Source organism: Allokutzneria multivorans (genome assembly GCF_039537405.1).
GTDB lineage: Bacteria > Actinomycetota > Actinomycetes > Mycobacteriales > Pseudonocardiaceae > Allokutzneria > Allokutzneria multivorans.
In genome coordinates this window covers 321,203-337,809 of the sequence record NZ_BAABAL010000004.1, presented here as the reverse complement: position 1 = coordinate 337,809, position 16,607 = coordinate 321,203, and the positions used below count along the sequence as shown (strand labels likewise).

Here is a 16,607-nt window from a genome sequence, read left to right as displayed (position 1 = left end):
GATGTACAGGGGCGGCAACACACTGAGGTACGCGGCGGGCGGGCTCGTGGCCGCGCTGGCGCTCTCGGCCTGCGGTGGCACGCCGGACAAGGCGCCCGCGCAGCTGTCCTCGGCAACGGGTGACCAGGTGCTCAAGGGCGTCTGCCCGGACACCGTCGTGCTCCAGACCGACTGGACCCCTCAGGCCGAGCACGGCGCGAGCTACCAGTTGCTGGGCCCGGACCCGGTGATCGACACCGACCGCAAGCGGGTCACCGGGCGCCTGGTCACCGGCGGCGCCGACACCGGGGTGAAGCTGGAGGTCCGCGCGGGCGGTCCGGTGATCGGCTTCCAGACCGTGACCTCGTTGCTGTACCAGGACCCCACGATCACCCTCGGGCAGATCAGCACCGACGAGGCCGCGATGCTCGCGGGCACGCAACCGACCATCGGAGTGGTCGCACCGCTGGACATCGGCCCGCACATGATCATGTGGGACCCGCAGAAGCACCCTGCCATCAGCACCATCGCCGACATCGGGCGCACCGACGCCAAGGTGCTCTACTACTCCTCGGCGACGATGATGGACTTCCTGACCGGCTCGGGAACCCTCAAGCGCAGCCAGGTCGACGGCAGCTACGACGGCTCCCCCGCCGCGTTCGTGGCCTCCGGCGGCGCGGTGGCACAGCAGGGCTTCGCCACGATGGAGCCGTTCCTGTACGAGAAGCAGCTGGCGCAGTGGCGCAAGCCGGTGAAGTTCCAGTTGCTGCACGATGCCGGGTTCCCGCTCTACCCGGAGGCGCTGTCCGTCCGCTCCAACCGCAAGGCCGAACTGGCGCCGTGCTTGAAGAAGCTCGTGCCGATGGTGCAGAAGGCCCAGGTCGACTACCTGCGCTCGCCCGAGGCCGTGAACAAGCTCATCGTGGACGTGGCCCGCAAGTACCGCGCCGGCGTCGCCTACACCGCCGAGCAGGCCGCGTTCAGCACCGAGCAGCTGCTGAAGCTGAAGATCGCGGGCAACGGGCACAACGCGACGATCGGTGACTTCCAGGCCGAACGGGTGCAGCGGATGATCGACGTGGTCTCGCCGATCGCGGTCGCCCAGCGCAAGCCCATGCCGCAGAAGCTCACCGTCGAGGACATCGCCACCAACGAGTTCATCGACCCGGCCATCGGCATGAAGCCGTGACCGGTCTCGCCGCGCTCATCGCCGACCTGGAGGACCTCTTAGGCACGGAGGCGGTGTCGATCGACGCCACCGCCCGCCGCGTCGCCTCCACGGACTGGGCGCACATGTCGCCGATCCTCGCCGCTCGGTTGCCCGCCGGGCTCGCCGACGTGGTGGCTTACCCGAGCACGCCCGAGCAGATCGCGGGCACCGTGCGGCTCGCGCACGAGCACCGCGTGCCGGTCACTCCGCGCGGGCAGGGCACCGGCAACTACGGCCAGGGAATCCCGTTGCGGGACGGGCTCGTCATCGACACGAGCCGGTGCGCGCGCATCCTCGACATGGGCCCGGGATGGGTCCGTGCGGAGGCCGGGGTGTCGCTGGCCGCGATCGAGACGGCCGCGCGGCGCGACGGCCAGGAGATCGCGATCATGCCCTCCACCGTGGGCAGCGCGATCGCGGGCTTCATCGCGGGCGGCTCCGGCGGAACGGGCTCGGTCGAGAACGGCTACACCTGGGACGAGTACGTGCACGCCATGGACATCGCGCCGTGCACCGACGAGGGCGCGCTGATCACCGTCGAGAGTGGGCAGTGCGCTCCGCACATCCACGCGTACGGCGTGACCGGGGTGATCGCGACCGCGACCGTGACCCTGGTGCCGCGCAGGGACTGGATCGGGGTGTTCGCCTCCTTCGCCGAGGAGACGGCCGCCCTGGCGGCAGCGCACGAGCTGCTGCGGCTCGACCCGGCTCCGCGCATCCTGTCCATCGACGAGCCCGGAGTGCTGGCGACCTTCCCGAAGGACAAGGCCATCCCGGAGGGGCGCTTCAGCGTTCGCGCCGTCGTCGACCGCTCGTGCGTGACCTCCGCGAGCGCGACGGTGGCCTCGCACGGCGGGACCGTGGACGCGGTGCGGGACAAGGGGGCCGCGTACCTGGCGTCGTTGTCGTTCAACCACGTCACGCACCGCGCCCGCAAGGCCCGCCCGGAGCTGTGCCACCTCCAGGTCTACGGTCCCGGGCTGACCTCGCGGCCCGACGACGTGCGCGCAGTGCTGCCGGAGACGTTGCTGCACATGGACGGTTTCCGCGTGGACCGCTCAGCGGGCGTCGACGGGCGCGGGCTCGTCGGCATGCTGCTGTGCCGCTTCGACGGCGAGGAGCGGTTGTACGCGGGGATCGAGGGGCTCAACGCCGTGGGCGTCGACGTGCACGACCCGCACACGTGGTTGCTGCACAACGACAATCTCGACGAGATCCGCGAGGCGGCGGCCCGCTTCGACCCGGAGGGACTGCTGAACCCGGGGAAGCTGCCACCGCGCTAGTGCGGTCGCGGGAAGGACCAGTCCGGATCGCCGACCAGGGCAACGAGGCCGTGGGCGGACGGCCTCAGTCGGCGATCCGGACCTGGTCCCGCCCCCGGCGCTTGGCCGCCAGCAGTGCGGAGTCCGCGCGCAACAACAGATCGCGCAGCTCCCGCCCGTGCTCGGGGGAGGCCGCCAAGCCGATGGAGGCGGAGTGCCGTCCGATGGTGGTTCCGGTGAGCCCCAACGGGATCAGCACGCTCAGTCCGCGCACCGCCGCGCCGACGCGTTCAGCGACCGCCATGGCCTCGTCCAGGGTGGTCTCCGGCATCAGCACGGCGAACTCGTCGCCGCCGAGCCTGCTCACCACGTCCCCGGAGCGGGTGCTCTCCAGCAGCACCTTGCCCATGGCGGTCAGCACGGCGTCGCCCGCGAGGTGCCCGTGCAGGTCGTTGACCTGTTTGAAGTGGTCGAAGTCGATCACCAGCAGCGCGGAGCCGTGCCCGCGCTCGGCGGAGCGGGCCAGCGCGCTCGGCGCCTGCTCGTCCCAGCCCCAGCGGTCGAGCAGACCGGTCAGCTTGTCGGTGGCCCAGAAGCCGACCGGCTGCCCGCAGGCGTGACAGCGCGGCTTCCCGTGCCCGTTGCGCTCCACCTCGGTCACGCCGAGTTCATGGCCGCGAACGGTGGTCGCTCCCCTGTCGTGCTGCTGCCGGTGCATGTGATCCAGGTTCGCGCCCCTGCCTGCCGGGGCGTACCTCCGACTCCCCTCGGCCGATTACCCCGCTTCCCCATGCTGTGAGCTGCATGTTCTTCGCTTCGGCCGCAGGGTTTACCCCAGCAACGCCGGGGTGGTCCTCCCACGGCGTCCACGCGGAGGGCGCGCGGCGCTCGGAAATCGCCGCGTAACTGACCGTAGTCGCGTTGCGAAGTGCAAATCTCACACGGCGGGAGCTCAGTCCGGAGCGGGCCGGTTGGCGTTGCGGAACAAGATCGTGTCGCGCTGCGTGAGCATCCGGTCGATCAGCTCCGCAGCGCCGCGCATGGCCTCCTGCGCGTCCATCTCGTACTCGCGATCCCAGGACCCCGGGCTGGCCCAGGCGAACTCGGCGTCCGAGCCCACCGCGCTCGCGCGCAGCCACGTCACCGTCGCCTCGATCATCTCGTTCAACTGCTTCACGCGAGCGTCCAGCCCGCCGCCCCCTTCCAACGGCTCGGAGAACCGACTCGGCTCGTCGCCGCCCACCCGTTCGCGCGCCGCGTCCTCGGCGATCTCCGTGGAGCCGCGCGGCACTCCGCGCACGAGCACCCACCGACCGTCCACCCAGGACTCCACCATGACGATCGCGGAGTACCCGTGCAGGGTCGTGCGCCGGTGGACGATCCCGTTCTCACAGAGGTGAAAGCTCATCCCCACACCCTAATCCGCCCCGGTTCGCGGACTGGTCAGGAATCGAGAAGCGGGCGGGGCGGGGGCGGACCTAGCGTCTCAGGCATGGCGAGCATCGAATCCATCACCCTTGACGTGGCCGACCCCGAGGCCGCGAAGCTGTTCTACACCAACGCGTTCGGCCTCGACGGGCAGATCGGCCTGCGAGCGTCGGACGAGCCCACGAGCGGGTTCCGGGGCTTCACGCTCTCGCTCACCGTGGCCCAGCCCGCCGACGTCGCCAGCCTGGTCGACTCGGCGCTGCGGGCGGGGGCGACGACGGTGAAGCCGGTGGAGAAGTCGTTCTGGGGCTACGGCGGCGTGGTGCGCGCCCCGGACGGCACGCTCTGGAAGATCGCGACCTCGGCGAAGAAGGACACGGGCCCGGCGACGAGGCGCATCCAGAGCATCGTGCTGCTGCTCGGCGTGCAGGATGTGGCCGCCAGCAAGCGGTTCTACGTCGAGCACGGCCTGACGGTGGCGAGGAGCTTCGGCCGGAACTACGCGGAGTTCGTCAGCGGATCGGGTCCGATCACCCTCGGCCTCTACCGCCGCCGCGCGCTCGCGAAGACGGCGGGGGTCGACGCGGAGGGCACTGGTTCACACCGGATCACGGTCAGCGGCGGTGCCTTCACCGACCCGGACGGCTTTGTGTGGGAGCCGAGTCGCGTGGTCGCGTAAGGGAAACGCTCATCTCGTCTGCCGGAGCGACCGTGTACCCGGCGCGTTCGTAGAGCTCGATGTTGCGGGTGCTGCGGCGGCCGGTGTGCAGGCGGTGGTGGGTGGTGCCCTCCGGAGCCTGCGCTTCGACGTGGGCGAGCAGCCAGGAGCCGATGCCCTGACCGGCCTGGTCGGGGGCGACCATGAGGCGGCCGATCTCCCAGGCCGTTCCGGCCCTGCGAGCCCTGGCGGCGGCGATGAGGCGGCCGTCCCTGCGCACGCACCACTGCTGCCAGGTCGAGCCGCTCGCACGCAGCTCCACCAAGCTCTCCCGCAGTGGCGCGAGGTCGAGCGTCTCGTTGGCCAAGGCCTCCTGAACCCAACAACACCGTTGCAGCACAAGGAGTTCAGGAAGGTCCTCCGACTCGGCGACGGTCAGCACCACACCGTCGACCGGGCCGGGGGTCTCGCGGGAGCGCAGGGGCCGCGTCACCCGGGCCACCTTGGCGACCTCACGCAGCACCCCTCGCGCTGCGGCGTCGCGGTCGGCGGACGGGATGACCTGGCCGTCGCGGGTGCTCTCGGCCAAGCGCAGCGCGACGGTCGCGCCGACGGGCACCATGCGCAGGCTGGTCGCGACCTGCTTGGCCATCTGCACGGCGCGCGTGCCCGCGGAAGTGTTGCCGTAGCCGACAAACCCGATCGGCTTCCACGCCCACTCGCGGTAGAGCACGTCGAAGGCGTTCTTCAACGTCGCGGGCATCCCGGAGTTGTACTCGGGGGTGATCACGACGACGGCGTCGGCCGCGTCCACGCGGCGGCTCCACGCGCGGGTGTGTTCGTGGACGTACTCGCCCGATGACGGATGACCGGGCTCGTCCAGCAACGGCAACCCGATCTCGGCGAGGTCGGCGACATCGACGGTCACGGGCTCGGAAGCGATGGCGCGCACGAACCACTCGGCGATGGCGGGCCCGATGCGCCCAGGACGGGTGCTGGCGACGAGCACGAGAAGTTTCGTTGACATGTCATCGAACATAACTGGGGTTTCGATGACATGTCAATGAAGCTAGGCTGACGCGGTGGACACGGCCTGGTTGAGCGATGACGAGGACAAGGCGTGGCGTGCTTTCCGGCGCCTGCTGACGGCGCTGCCCGCGCGGATCGGCCGTGACCTGGCCGCGGACTCGAGGCTCTCCTCGGCGGACTACGAGGTGCTGAGCACGCTGTCGGAGAAGCCGGATCGCCGACGCGCGCTCAAGGACCTCGCCGCCAAGATGGAGTGGTCGCGCAGCCGGTTGTCCCACCACGCCTCCCGCATGGAGGCGCGCGGCCTGATCGAGAAGGAGCCCGATCCGCAGGACGCGCGCGGATGCGTGCTTCGCCTGACGGACAACGGTTTCCGAGTGCTGGAGGAAGCGGCACCGCACCACCTCGCGTCGGTGCGCTCCCGCTTCCTCGACCACCTCAGCCCGGAGGAGCTGGCCGTTCTGGGCACGTTGTCGGCCAGGGTCGCCGACCTAGCCGACTGACTCGGCCAGCACCTCCTCCAGCGACGTCGCCGCGATGCCGAGAACGTCGGCGCTGTGTGCGAAGTCGACGACGGCCGGGCGCTGGTAGAGGTACTGCATCTCCAAGCCCTCAGCCATGATCGGGTCGGCGAGCGCGGCGGTGTGCAGCTCCAGCGGAGTCATCTCGCGGATCGCGGGCACGGCACGCCCGGCCACCTCGGCGAAGCGCGTCGCGATCTCCCGCACGGACGCGTCCGAGGTCTGCGGGGTGTGCCAGGCGCGGCCCCACGAGCGCTCCGAGCGCGCCACCGCGACGAGGGTGCTCGCGACATCGCCGGTGTAGGTCCAGCTGTGCGGCACGTCGAGGTCTGCGGGGAACACGACCTTCTCCCCAGCCAGGACCTGCGGCCCGATGAGGAAGTTGAACATCGCGCCCGCGCCGACGCCGAGGTAGTCGCCGGGCCGGACTTCGGCGAAGCGCAGCCGTCCCGCCTCGTGCGCGGCGAGCCCGTCGAGGAACATCCGCGCCCGCACGCGCCCCTTCACCGTGGTGGGCCGCAACGGCAGGTCTTCCCGGAGCGGACCGTCGACCGGGCCGTACGCGTAGCAGTTGCTGAGGTTGAGGTAGGCGGCGCCAGTGCGCTCAGCGGCCGTGATCAACGCGTCGGAGAGGGCGGGCGTCTCCTCCGCCCAGCGGTCGTACGACGGCATCGCGCAATTGATCAGGGTCGCGGCTTCGGTGGTCAGCGCGGTCAGCTTGTCGGCGTCCGAGGCGTCGGCGGCCACGAGGGTGATCGCGGGGTGCTCCGGCCCGGTCCCGCGCCGGGTGATTACCACGACGTCATCGCCGGAGTTCGCGAGCTTCAGGGCCGTCGCCGTGCCGGTCGGTCCGGCGCCGACCACTACGTGAGATGTCATACCGTGAACGCTAAGTCGCATTGTGAAGACTCTGAATAGCTCATGATCCGCAAATGATGTCCTAGAGTCTTTCACCATGGACGTGCTCAGTGACGTGCTGATCGCCATGCGGCTCGGTCGGCCGGGAGCCGCGCGGACGTCGAGCCGGGCGCCGTGGGGAGTCCGCTTCCACCCGGGCCAGGCCGCCGGGTGTCACGTCGTGCTGTCGGGCTCGTGCTGGCTGTTGTCGGCGGAGAGCGATCCGGTCGCGCTCACCGTCGGCGACGTGCTCTTCACCCCGCACGGCAACGGTTACGCGCTCGCTGATCACCCCGACAGCCCGCTGACCGACTTCGCGCCGCTGGCCACTGAGTCCGCGCCGCTGGACGAGATGCGCATCGACGGCTCCGGCGTGGTGACCGAGCTGCTGTGCGCCAACTACACCTTCGACCCCGCGCGCCCGCACCCGCTGCTCGCGGACCTCCCCGCCTTCGTTCACCTGAAGCCGGAGGTCGGGAATCACTCGTCGTTGCGCAGCGCGGTCGAACTCCTCGGCAACGAACTGCGCGATCCGCGCGCCGGGACCGAGGCGGCGTTGCCCGCGCTGGTCGACATGCTGCTGCTGTACGTGCTGCGCGCGTGGTTGGACGACCAGCCCGCCGAGCGCGCCGGGTGGGCCAGCGCGCTGCGTGATCCGGCGATCACCGCCGCGCTGCGCCAGATCCACCGCCACCCGGAGCAGCCGTGGACCGTCGCCACGCTCGCCGAGCGGGCCGGGTTGTCGCGGGCGGCCTTCGCCAAGCGCTTCACCGCGATCGTCGGTGACACCCCGCTCGCGTACCTGACGTGGTGGCGGATGACCACCGCCGCGCGCATGCTCCGCGACAGCACGAAATCGTTGCGCGCCATCGCCGAGAGCTGTGGCTACGGCTCGGAGTACGCCTTCGCGAAAGCCTTCAAGCGAGCCTACGAAGTGGCTCCCGGAAGGTATCGCTCGGCACCGTCGGGCCGATAGAATTTCTTTGTGCCGCAACTGATATCGCCCACAACGGACCTGCACGGAGCCTGGCTCGACGCACATGAGGAGTGGGGGCCGGGACCGCACGAGGACGGCTTCGGACTGGAGTCGGAGGACGAGGTGCGCTCGCCCGCCGGATTCGCCGCCTGGGTAGCTCGACTGGACAGCGAATCCGACCAGATCTCCTACTGGTGGATCGTTGAGAACGGGCGCGTGCTCGGCGGGATCGCTTTGCGGCACAAGGACACCGACTACGTTCGGTGGGCCGGGCACATCGGTTTCGGCGTGATCCCGAGCGCGCGACGGCGTGGCCTGGCGTCGTGGGCGCTGCGCCTGGTGCTCGACGAGGCGCGGGCGCACGGCATCTCCCGCGTTCTCATCGTCTGCGCCACCGACAACACCGCCTCCGCCAAGACGATCGAGCGCGCAGGCGGAGTCTTCGAGACCATCCGCGACACCGAACACGGCCCCGTGCGCCGCTACTGGGCTCAGACCACGCACTGAGGCCCAACAATTACGTACCCAATGTGACATTTGTTTCGTCTGACGTAACAAATGCCACATTGGGTACGTCAACTCAGCGTTGATCCGCCAGGCGCAGCACCGTGGTGGCCAGGACGGTGATCCCCCGCGCGCAGTCCTCGGGCGTGGAGTACTCGCGCGGGTTGTGGCTGATGCCGTCGTACTGACCGCGCACGAAGATCATGGCGGTCGGCGCGATGGCCGCGATCTCCTGCGCGTCGTGACCCGCGCCGGACATCAGCGAGAGGTGGTCGAGCCCGTGGTCCTCGACGGCTTGGGCGATCGTCTTCTGCACGCCCTCGTCGAAGGGCACGTGCCGGGTCCTGGCCATGCGCTCGGCGGTGATCCGGAGGCCGGGCTGGTGCTCGCACAGCGACTCCAGGAACTCGGCGAGGTCGCGCTCAGCCCTGATCATGTGCTCGTCGTCGGGGTTGCGCAGGTCCACGGTCAGCTCGGCCAGATCCGGCACGACACTGGGCAGCCCCGGCGAAGTGCGCAGGTGCCCGACGGTGCCGCGCAGTCGGCCGTAGTCCCCGGAGTCGACCATCTCGCGAACCCAGCACACGATCTGCGCGGCGGCCAGGCCCGCGTCCACGCGCAGCTCGGTGGGCGTGGTTCCCGCGTGCGCGGCACGGCCTCGGACGGTGATCTTCTGCCACGAGATGGCTTGCACGCCGGTGACCACGCCGAGCGGCACACCGGCGTCGGCGAGCACCGGCCCCTGCTCGATGTGGCACTCCACGTAGGCGTGCGGCGGGCTCAACCGGACTTCGTGCGGACCGAGGAAGCCGATCCGGTCCAGCTCATCGCCGAAGCGCAGCCCGTCCTGGTCGGTCAGATCACGGGCCTGCTCCAAGGAAATCCGTCCAGCGGCCACCGCGCTGCCGAGCATGTCGGTGCCGAAGCGGACGCCTTCCTCCTCGGTGAACGCGGCGATCTCGATGGGGCGGTGGGTGGTGATGCCGCGCTCGTTGAGGGTGCGGACGATCTCCAGCGCGCCGAGCACGCCAAGACAGCCGTCGAAGGCCCCGGCGGTGGCGACGCTGTCGATGTGCGACGCGGCCATGACGGGCGCGGCGGTCGGATCGGTGCCCTCGCGGCGCCCGAAGATGTTGCCCATGCGGTCGACGCGCACGCTCAGCCCGGCGTCGGTGAACCACGACACGAGCAGCCGCCGACCCGCCGCGTCCTCGTCGGTGAGGGACTGCCGGTTCACGCCGCGCAGGCCGGTGCTCGGGTCCTCGTACGCACCGATTTCGGCGAGCTTCATCAGGGAGTCCCATAGCCGGTCGCCGTCGATCTCGATGAGCATCTGGTCAGTTCTCCCTGGTGTGAGCCGGATTCGCGGCTGTGCCTTCGGTGTTGAGCAGGACAACGGTCGAGTCCGCGTCCACGCCGAGCTGCCGCCTGCGGTCGGAGTCGCGCAGCGCGGCCCGGACGCCCGCCAGCGAAGCGGCTCCGCACGGTCCCGCCGACACGCCGAGCGCGGCCAACGTGGTTGCGGCGTCTGCACTTTCAAGGTCGGTGACGCTGACCGCCGCGTCCAATCCGGCGTTGAGCAGCGGCCACGCTGATGCGGACGGAGTGCCGCAGTTCAGCCCAGCCATGGACGTGCCGGGCGTGGGCACGCTGACGATTTCGCCCGCGTTGAGGCTGGCCAGCACGCACGCCGCCGTGTCCGGCTCGACCGCGAGCAACGCCGTCTTGCCGGTGGGGCAAGTCCCCCGGTGGTGCACGACGGCGGCTTGGGCGAGCGAGCCGACTCCGACCGGCACGACGAGCAGGTCGGGTGTGAGCTGCTCGCTGATCTCGCGGAACAGGGTCGAATAGCCCTCGACTATCCACTGTGGAACGTCGTGGTGGCCGGGGACGTCGGTGTCCTGCACCAGCACGTGCCCCTGCGCTTTCGCGACGCGGACCGCGCGGTCGACGGCCTCGTCGTAGGAGCCGTCGATCTGCTCCACCTGCGCGCCCTCTGCGGTGATCGCCGCGACGGCCCGCGGATGAACTCCTTTCGGCACAACGATGTGCGCGTCGAGCCCGTGCTGCCGAGCGGTTCTGGCGACCGCGCGGCCGTGGTTCCCGTCGGTGGCGGTGACGAGCACCTCGGCGTCGGGGTGCTCAGCCACGACCTTGTGCACCGCCCAGGACACTCCGAGAACCTTGAAGGCGGGCAGGCCGAAGCGGTCCGACTCGTCCTTCACGGCGACCCGGCGCACACCGAGTTCCTCGGCCAGCGCAGGCAGGTCCACGAGCGCGGTCGGCCGGTAGCCGTCGACGCCTCGGTGGAACCGAAAGGCCGCGTCGGGCGCCGGGTCGTGCCGCCAGGCGCGCGCGGTCGGCCGGAAGAACCAGGTCATGGCCTCACCGTAGGAACGGCCGAGCCTTTGGTCCAGCGAATGTTTTCGAGCAATAATCGTCAGGATTGCCGAACAATGGAGGCGCGGCGTGTACGACCTGCACCGGCTCCGGCTGCTCCGCGAGCTGAAGGCGCGCGGCACCCTGGCCGCCGTGGCCAAGGCCTTGTCCTACAGCCCTTCCTCTGTGTCACAACAGCTTTCGCAGCTCGAAGCCGAGGTCGGCGTCCCGCTGCTGGAGCCCGTGGGCCGGGGTGTGCGGCTGACCGCGCACGCGGAGATCCTCGTCGAGCACACCGACGCGATCATGCAGCGCATGGAGCTGGCGCAGACCGACCTCGCGCGGGCCTCCGTCGAGGTCGTCGGCACGCTGCGGATCGGCGCGTTCCAGACCGCCGCGCTCGCGTTCGTGCCCGAGGCGTTGACCGCGCTGCGCGAGCGGCACCCGCGACTGCGTGTGCACGTCGTCCACATCGAGGCCGAACTCGTGCTGCCCGCGCTGCTGACCCGCGAGTTCGACCTCGTCATCGCCGAGGAGTACCCCGGGAACGCGATGCCCAGGCCCGCCGGGATCGAGCGCCGCGAACTGTGCCGGGACCCGCTCCGGCTCGCGCTGCCGCCCGGTTCATCCCGGCGCCGACTACCCGACCTCGCGGCTCAACCGTGGGCGATGGAACCCGAGGGCACCGCCGCGCGGCTGTGGGCCATGACCGTGTGCCGCAACGCCGGTTTCGAGCCCGACGTGTGCTTCGAGTCGGCCGACGTGCTGTTCCACGTCCACATGGTCGAGCAGGGGCACGCCGTCGCCCTCGTCCCCGACCTCGTGTGGCGTAGCACCACGACCGCCGCCGTGCTGCGCGCAATGCCCGGCGGCCCGCACCTGCGAACCGTGTTCACCGCCGTCCGAGCCGGAACCGAGGCCCATCCCGCCGTCGTCGCCTGCCGCGAAGCCCTCGCCGCCAGCGTGCACTGACCGGTCACGGTGCGCCGGAGGGTCAGGGCGTCTTCAAGACCCGCAAACCCCCCTGTCGATCATCGCTAACCGCCCCAAACCCAGCCCTCCGCCGCTCAGGTCAGGCAGGGATACAGCGCGACCTTCTCGGAGGGGACGCGGAGTTCCACCCACGTGGCCGACAAGTCCGTCGGCACCCCTTCGACGTGACCGAGATCGATGACGGCCCCCGCCAACTCCACGTGCGCGAGCGGCGGTTCCGACTCGGCGAGGCTCAACCGGCCTCGGAAGGCGATCTCGTGCTCGTTCTGGCTCAGCCACTCCGACCGGTCCTCGGCACGCAGAACGTCCTGTCCCCAACGGAACTCCACGTCCAGTTCCCATTCGACCTGGTGGGCACCCAGCGAGGGTTCCCGCTCGTCACACCACTTCACGGTGACCGCGCCGACCGGCGTCCGCACCTCCGCCAGCACCACGCCACCCTCGGCCACGACGAGCCCGATCACCTCAACCAGCACCGGTTCATCATGTCACCCGACCCATTTGTCCATTGTGGACACTCGTCGGCCTCACCAGCGCTGCCGCATCCGTTCGCGACACCGCGTGCACTCGGGCCACTCGAACACCTCGTCGTCCACCGACCGGGGCGGCATCAGCACTTCGCCGCCACACGCCCTCGGCGCCAGCACCGCGGGCCGGTGTTCTGTGAGCACCCCGCGAATCGCGTGCCGCTGCCCGCCGACCGGCCACCAGCAGTACGGCCCGCAGCCGTCCCGCATCCCCGTCACGAACGCGGACGCTAGGAAGCCTGGCGCGGGAAACCTTGCCTGGCGGACAAGGGACCCCCGAACGGTTCAGACGGGAAGTCCCGCGCGGTACGCCATACCGCGGAGTTCCCGCCGGACGGCCCGGTGCTTCGTCTTGGTCAGCAGCTCGGAGAGAACTGAACGCATGAACGGGTGGCGGTGTATGCGCACGGGGGAGATGAGTTCCGCTTCGCGGAGCGCCATCACGGCGGCGTCCTGCTGTCGGGGAAGCCTGGCCAGCGCCCGCCCGTACTCGCGCCAGTACGCCGCACGCCGAGTGGGCGAGGCGAGTGCCTCGGGGTTCACGGTCCTGGCGACCTGCGCGGCGACGGCGTACTCACCCGCCTCCAGCGCGACGGACATCCGCCAGACGCCGACGTTGCTGGGGCCGAAACCGAACCACAAGGCCTCGCCCTCACCGGTCCGCTCGGCGAGCTCGGCCGCGTGCTCGATCGCCGTCACGCGCTCGGCGTGGTTCTTCTCGGCCGCCGCCGTCAGCGACCTCGCCAGCACGAGCATGCCGTTGAGCTGCAACTCCTCCGGAGTACGGGTTCCGACTCCAGCAGCGGAGAGCGTTGCGCGCGCGAGGTCGAAGGCACCCGCGCCGAGCAGACCGAACGCGGTACCGAAAGCGCTGACGCCACGGGTGACGGACTCGTCAAGCTCCTCCGCCGCGGCCTTCGCCAGCGCGGCGGCCTGCCAGCCCAGGTCCGTGTTCGCGCCGATGTCCATCAGCCACGCCTGCGTGCCCTGCACGTGAACAAGCGTCGCGAGGCGCAACAGCTGGTCCACGTCGCGCCTGGCGGCGAGAGAGGTGTGCAGGTCCCGGATGAGGATCGGCAGTTCCACGCCGACATCGGCGTAGCGGCAGTCGCGCTGGGCGTCGAGCACGGCGGTCGCACGTGCGGACAGGACCTCCACAGGGAGCACCCGTCCCTGCGGCTCGCCCATGCTGACCGCGAGCAGAGCGAGTCGGACCGGACCGAGCGACTGGTCCTCGGCGAACTCGCCCAGGGTGGCGATGGTCGAACCGGTGATCTCCGAGGGAGCAACCTCAAGTGCGTTCGCGAGGTCGAGGATCAGCGACCGCCGGTCCAGCGCGCGCTGGCCAGTCTCCAGACGGGAGAGATAGCCCTCGGAGATCCCCGCGAGTTCCGCGACGACCTTCAAGGACTTGCGCCACGCCTGCCTGATCTGGCGCAGTCGCGCTCCGATGCCCGCGTTCGTGTCCATGACGAACACCTCGCTCATCCCCACGAGAAGTGCCTTCAACGGTACGCGCGACGGGTCCTCCGACCAAGGTCAGGACCGGACCCGCGGCCGTTCCCTGAACTCGTGAGCAGTTCTTTGGAGAGGCGGTGCCCGTTGCGGTGAACAGCGCGGTTTCGAGGCGCCACCGCACCGGCTCGGCGCGGACAGTCGACTGTTTGTCCTTCGTCTGCGTGGAGTCTGCGAGGAGTCGGTGATGGAGCACAACAGGCTGGTCTCCCGGCGTTCGGTGCTGCTGGGCGGCGCGGCGGCGGTGTCGGCGGCGGCCGTCGGGGCCGGGGTGGCCGCGGCCGGGCCGAGGGAGGCGCTGGAGCGGCCGATCAAGGTCGGCGTGCTGCTGGACCTGTCCGGACCCGGGTCGGGGCACGGCGAGCGGCAGGTGTTGGGGCTGCGGCGAATGCGGGACCTGGTGAACGACGGCCTGATGCCGGGGCACCGGCCGGTGACGCTGGTCGAGCGCGACACGCAGGGCACGACAGCGGCCACCGCGGCGGCAGCGGCGGCGCTGATCGGGCAGGACGGCGTGCACGGCCTGATCGGCACGTCCTCCCCGTTCACGGTGGCGCCGCTGCGCGAGGCCGCGCAGACGGCCGGAGTGCCGATGGTGAACCCGTTGATCGCGGGCCTGGCCGATCCCACCAACACCTTCGTGTTCACCTCGCGGGCGCCGTTCGGGCTGGACCTGATCAAAGCGATCGCCCGCGACGCGAAGCGCGCGAACCTGCGCAGGGCCGCGACGCTGGTCGGCTCCGCGTGGACCGGCCCGAAGTTCGACGAGGACCTGGCGCGGCTGGCCGGGTTCGGGTTGGAGAACGCGGGGGTGGCGCAGTACGAGCACACCGCGACGGACCTGCGGCCGCAGCTGAAGCAGCTCATCGACACCAACCCCGACACGATCTCCGTGTTCGGATTGCCGCCGTCCAACGGCCTCGCGGTCGCTCAGGCGCGAGAACTGGGCTGGAAGAAACGGATCTATTGCAGCCCTTCCGCATCACACCCGTTGTTCCTGAGCACGGCGGGCCAGGCCGCCGAGGGGGTCCGCGTGCTCGTGCCGTGGGCGACGGTGCACCTCCAGGCACCGCTGCTGCTGCCGAACCTGCTGACGATGCGGCTGTTCGCCACGACCTTCGAAGCCCAGCACGGCCAGCCGGGCGCGTACCCGTGCTTCGCGGCGGACGCCCTCGGGATGCTCACCAAGGCGTACGCCACGACCGACGACCGCGCGAAGGCTCGCGATCGCATGGAATCGTTGTCCTACGAGGGTGTTACCGGCGTCTACGCACCCGGCAAGAACCAGGTCGGCCTGCCCGACGGGACACTGACGACAGCGATCGTGCGTGGCGGCAGGTTCGTGCTCGACACGTAGTTCACGCGATCCGCACGGGCAGTTCCTCGAACGCGCGGATGGTGAAGCAGGGCTGCCGCAGCTTCGGTGTCCCGGCCGGTCGCAGGTCCCGGAACCGCCGTGCGAGCGCGAGGAGCACCACGGCGGCTTCCATCCTGGCCAGTTGGGAGCCGACGCAGTGGTGCACGCCGAGGCCGAAGCTCAGCGGCTGCACGCCGGTCCTGGTGATGTCGAAGCGATCAGGATCGGGGTAGCGCGAAGGGTCCCGGTGGGCCGAGCCGTAGACCAGCCCCAGCACGGCGCCCTCGGGAACGACGGTCCCGGCCACGGTCAGCGCCCGCCCGGCCAGGCGGGTGTTGACCTGGACCGGGCTGTCCCAGCGCAGCACCTCCTCCACCGCCGCCTCGGCCAGCTCGGGTCGCTCAGCCAGCAGCCGCGCCTGCCCGGGGTGCAGCGCGAGCGCTCGGGCGCCGTTGCCGAGCAGTCCCACCGACGTCTCGAACCCGGCCAGCATCAGGCCGGAGAGCATCCCGGCGACCTGCCGCGCGGTCTTCCCGCCGCCGACCCCGCTCCAGTGCTCGACGAGTTCGGCGAAGCGGCCTCGCCGGGTGGCGATCCGGTCCAGGTAGTAGGCGACCAAGCGCTCATGGCTCGCGGCGAGGCGGCGGTTCTGCGCCCGGGTGAGCACCACCTCGAAGAGCAACGAGAACTCGCCCATCAGCTCCACCAACAGCCCGATGTCCGTCGCGGGCAGGCCGAGCACGTGCGCCATCGTCCGCATCGGCACCGCCGCCAGCAACGGGGCCAGGTCCACCGCCGAGCCGTCGCGTCCCCGCTCTTCCAGCTCGTCGAGCGCTGCCTCGCACTCGCGCTCCACGAACGCGCGCGTCTGCGCTACCCGCTTCGGCGTGAAGTACGGGGCGGCGGCCTGGCGCAGCGCTGTGTGCCCGGGCGGGTTGCGGTACACCGGCCACTGCTCGATCGAGGTCAGCACCTCTGGCGGCCATTGCCCGACGCGCCGCCGCCCCTGCTGCACGCCGCTGATCACCCGCAGACTGCGGTCGCGGTGCAGCTCCGCGCAGTCCTCGTGCCTCGTGATCAGGTACGCGTCCAGTGGCGCGAAGTGATGCACGCCAGCGCCCTCGCGCAGCCGCTCGTACACGGGGTACGGGTCCTGCGGCGTGCGCGCCAGCAACAGCGACCTGATCAACGCCACGGGTTCCGCCATGGTCCGACCCTGGCACCGCCGGGTTCCGCGAGCGCGGCGAGAACCGCATCGGGCGACGTCAACTGCGCCTTGACGCGAAGAACGGCGCTCAACCATAATTCCGCGCTTTGAATCGTTTCAAATCTAGCGCTCGGAGTCCGAGAGTTGGAGTGTCGATGAACCACG

The 16,607-nt window shown here is 70.4% G+C and carries 18 protein-coding genes; 8 read left to right on the top strand and 10 right to left on the bottom strand.

Annotation, left to right across the window (positions count from 1 at the left end; all coding sequences use genetic code 11):
• Window position 1 precedes the first annotated feature (1 nt).
• Both ABD798_RS03735 and ABD798_RS03730 read left to right on the top strand, forming a co-directional pair.
• A complete protein-coding gene (locus tag ABD798_RS03735; RefSeq protein ID WP_344871060.1) occupies window positions 2–1,168 on the top strand; it encodes an ABC transporter substrate-binding protein in 1,167 nt (388 codons plus the stop codon).
• Window positions 1,165–2,472, top strand: coding sequence for an FAD-binding oxidoreductase (locus tag ABD798_RS03730; protein ID WP_344871059.1), 1,308 nt, complete (start codon window positions 1,165–1,167; stop codon window positions 2,470–2,472). Before ABD798_RS03735 ends, ABD798_RS03730 begins: the two co-directional genes overlap by 4 nt.
• Window positions 2,473–2,536: 64 nt before the next feature.
• On the opposite strand, the gene ABD798_RS03725 is transcribed toward ABD798_RS03730, so the two are convergent.
• Both ABD798_RS03725 and ABD798_RS03720 read right to left on the bottom strand, forming a co-directional pair.
• Window positions 2,537–3,169 carry a GGDEF domain-containing protein gene (locus ABD798_RS03725; protein ID WP_344871058.1) on the bottom strand — a complete coding sequence of 211 codons (633 nt, stop codon included), beginning with the start codon at window positions 3,167–3,169 and terminating at the stop codon, window positions 2,537–2,539.
• Window positions 3,170–3,403: 234 nt separating this feature from the next.
• Window positions 3,404–3,859 (bottom strand): hypothetical protein, encoded by a 456-nt coding sequence (locus ABD798_RS03720; protein ID WP_344871056.1) that lies wholly within the window; start codon window positions 3,857–3,859, stop codon window positions 3,404–3,406.
• 84 nt (window positions 3,860–3,943) lie between these two features.
• On the opposite strand from ABD798_RS03720, the gene ABD798_RS03715 reads away from it, so the two are divergent.
• On the top strand, window positions 3,944–4,558 hold the full coding sequence (locus ABD798_RS03715; protein WP_344871055.1) for a glyoxalase: 615 nt from the start codon (window positions 3,944–3,946) through the stop codon (window positions 4,556–4,558).
• Here ABD798_RS03715 and ABD798_RS03710 read toward each other — a convergent pair.
• Window positions 4,509–5,564 (bottom strand): GNAT family N-acetyltransferase, encoded by a 1,056-nt coding sequence (locus ABD798_RS03710; protein WP_344871054.1) that lies wholly within the window; start codon window positions 5,562–5,564, stop codon window positions 4,509–4,511. The two genes, ABD798_RS03715 and ABD798_RS03710, sit on opposite strands and share 50 nt — an antisense overlap.
• Window positions 5,565–5,619: 55 nt before the next feature.
• Between ABD798_RS03710 and ABD798_RS03705 the strand changes: the two genes are divergently transcribed.
• Complete coding sequence (locus ABD798_RS03705; RefSeq protein WP_344871053.1) at window positions 5,620–6,069, top strand: MarR family winged helix-turn-helix transcriptional regulator; 450 nt, start codon at window positions 5,620–5,622, stop codon at window positions 6,067–6,069.
• Here the strand turns inward: ABD798_RS03705 and ABD798_RS03700 are convergent.
• Entirely contained in the window at window positions 6,058–6,966 is a 909-nt protein-coding gene (locus tag ABD798_RS03700) for an NAD-dependent epimerase/dehydratase family protein (protein ID WP_344871052.1), read from the bottom strand. The genes ABD798_RS03705 and ABD798_RS03700 overlap by 12 nt on opposite strands.
• Before the next feature lie 76 nt (window positions 6,967–7,042).
• On the opposite strand from ABD798_RS03700, the gene ABD798_RS03695 reads away from it, so the two are divergent.
• Together ABD798_RS03695 and ABD798_RS03690 are read left to right on the top strand one after the other, a co-directional pair.
• Window positions 7,043–7,960 (top strand): AraC family transcriptional regulator, encoded by a 918-nt coding sequence (locus ABD798_RS03695; protein WP_344871051.1) that lies wholly within the window; start codon window positions 7,043–7,045, stop codon window positions 7,958–7,960.
• A 9-nt stretch (window positions 7,961–7,969) separates the two neighbouring features.
• Window positions 7,970–8,467, top strand: coding sequence for a GNAT family N-acetyltransferase (locus ABD798_RS03690; protein ID WP_344871049.1), 498 nt, complete (start codon window positions 7,970–7,972; stop codon window positions 8,465–8,467).
• 73 nt (window positions 8,468–8,540) lie between these two features.
• On the opposite strand, the gene ABD798_RS03685 is transcribed toward ABD798_RS03690, so the two are convergent.
• Together ABD798_RS03685 and ABD798_RS03680 are read right to left on the bottom strand one after the other, a co-directional pair.
• Window positions 8,541–9,797, bottom strand: coding sequence for a M20 family metallo-hydrolase (locus ABD798_RS03685; RefSeq protein ID WP_344871048.1), 1,257 nt, complete (start codon window positions 9,795–9,797; stop codon window positions 8,541–8,543).
• Between the two features lie 4 nt (window positions 9,798–9,801).
• Window positions 9,802–10,845: a pyridoxal-phosphate dependent enzyme gene (locus ABD798_RS03680; protein ID WP_344871047.1), complete on the bottom strand. Its 1,044-nt coding sequence runs from the start codon at window positions 10,843–10,845 to the stop codon at window positions 9,802–9,804.
• Between the two features lie 88 nt (window positions 10,846–10,933).
• Here ABD798_RS03680 and ABD798_RS03675 point away from each other — a divergent pair, with 88 nt between their 5' ends.
• On the top strand, window positions 10,934–11,815 hold the full coding sequence (locus ABD798_RS03675; RefSeq protein ID WP_344871046.1) for a LysR family transcriptional regulator: 882 nt from the start codon (window positions 10,934–10,936) through the stop codon (window positions 11,813–11,815).
• A 95-nt stretch (window positions 11,816–11,910) separates the two neighbouring features.
• Here the strand turns inward: ABD798_RS03675 and ABD798_RS03670 are convergent, their stop codons facing one another.
• From ABD798_RS03670 to ABD798_RS03660, 3 genes are all read right to left on the bottom strand, one after another.
• Entirely contained in the window at window positions 11,911–12,312 is a 402-nt protein-coding gene (locus tag ABD798_RS03670) for a hypothetical protein (RefSeq protein WP_344871045.1), read from the bottom strand.
• Between the two features lie 51 nt (window positions 12,313–12,363).
• Window positions 12,364–12,582 (bottom strand): hypothetical protein, encoded by a 219-nt coding sequence (locus ABD798_RS03665; protein WP_344871044.1) that lies wholly within the window; start codon window positions 12,580–12,582, stop codon window positions 12,364–12,366.
• 66 nt (window positions 12,583–12,648) lie between these two features.
• Entirely contained in the window at window positions 12,649–13,833 is a 1,185-nt protein-coding gene (locus ABD798_RS03660) for a helix-turn-helix domain-containing protein (protein WP_344871043.1), read from the bottom strand.
• Window positions 13,834–14,065: 232 nt separating this feature from the next.
• Between ABD798_RS03660 and ABD798_RS03655 the strand changes: the two genes are divergently transcribed.
• On the top strand, window positions 14,066–15,235 hold the full coding sequence (locus tag ABD798_RS03655) for an ABC transporter substrate-binding protein (protein ID WP_344871042.1): 1,170 nt from the start codon (window positions 14,066–14,068) through the stop codon (window positions 15,233–15,235).
• A gap of 1 nt (window position 15,236) precedes the next feature.
• Here ABD798_RS03655 and ABD798_RS03650 read toward each other — a convergent pair whose 3' ends face one another.
• Window positions 15,237–16,442, bottom strand: a complete 1,206-nt coding sequence (locus ABD798_RS03650; RefSeq protein WP_344871041.1) for a cytochrome P450 — start codon at window positions 16,440–16,442, stop codon at window positions 15,237–15,239.
• Window positions 16,443–16,607 lie beyond the last annotated feature (165 nt).

What these genes read in the sequence shown, in the direction of transcription:
- ABD798_RS03735 (WP_344871060.1), top strand. Translation starts at nt 2, where the DNA reads ATGTACAGGGGCGGCAACACACTGAGGTACGCGGCGGGCGGGCTCGTG.
- ABD798_RS03725 (WP_344871058.1), bottom strand. Translation starts at nt 3,169, where the DNA reads ATGCACCGGCAGCAGCACGACAGGGGAGCGACCACCGTTCGCGGCCAT.
- ABD798_RS03720 (WP_344871056.1), bottom strand. Translation starts at nt 3,859, where the DNA reads ATGAGCTTTCACCTCTGTGAGAACGGGATCGTCCACCGGCGCACGACC.
- ABD798_RS03715 (WP_344871055.1), top strand. Translation starts at nt 3,944, where the DNA reads ATGGCGAGCATCGAATCCATCACCCTTGACGTGGCCGACCCCGAGGCC.
- ABD798_RS03710 (WP_344871054.1), bottom strand. Translation starts at nt 5,564, where the DNA reads ATGTCAACGAAACTTCTCGTGCTCGTCGCCAGCACCCGTCCTGGGCGC.
- ABD798_RS03700 (WP_344871052.1), bottom strand. Translation starts at nt 6,966, where the DNA reads ATGACATCTCACGTAGTGGTCGGCGCCGGACCGACCGGCACGGCGACG.
- ABD798_RS03695 (WP_344871051.1), top strand. Translation starts at nt 7,043, where the DNA reads ATGGACGTGCTCAGTGACGTGCTGATCGCCATGCGGCTCGGTCGGCCG.
- ABD798_RS03685 (WP_344871048.1), bottom strand. Translation starts at nt 9,797, where the DNA reads ATGCTCATCGAGATCGACGGCGACCGGCTATGGGACTCCCTGATGAAG.
- ABD798_RS03680 (WP_344871047.1), bottom strand. Translation starts at nt 10,845, where the DNA reads ATGACCTGGTTCTTCCGGCCGACCGCGCGCGCCTGGCGGCACGACCCG.
- ABD798_RS03660 (WP_344871043.1), bottom strand. Translation starts at nt 13,833, where the DNA reads ATGGACACGAACGCGGGCATCGGAGCGCGACTGCGCCAGATCAGGCAG.
- ABD798_RS03655 (WP_344871042.1), top strand. Translation starts at nt 14,066, where the DNA reads ATGGAGCACAACAGGCTGGTCTCCCGGCGTTCGGTGCTGCTGGGCGGC.
- ABD798_RS03650 (WP_344871041.1), bottom strand. Translation starts at nt 16,442, where the DNA reads ATGGCGGAACCCGTGGCGTTGATCAGGTCGCTGTTGCTGGCGCGCACG.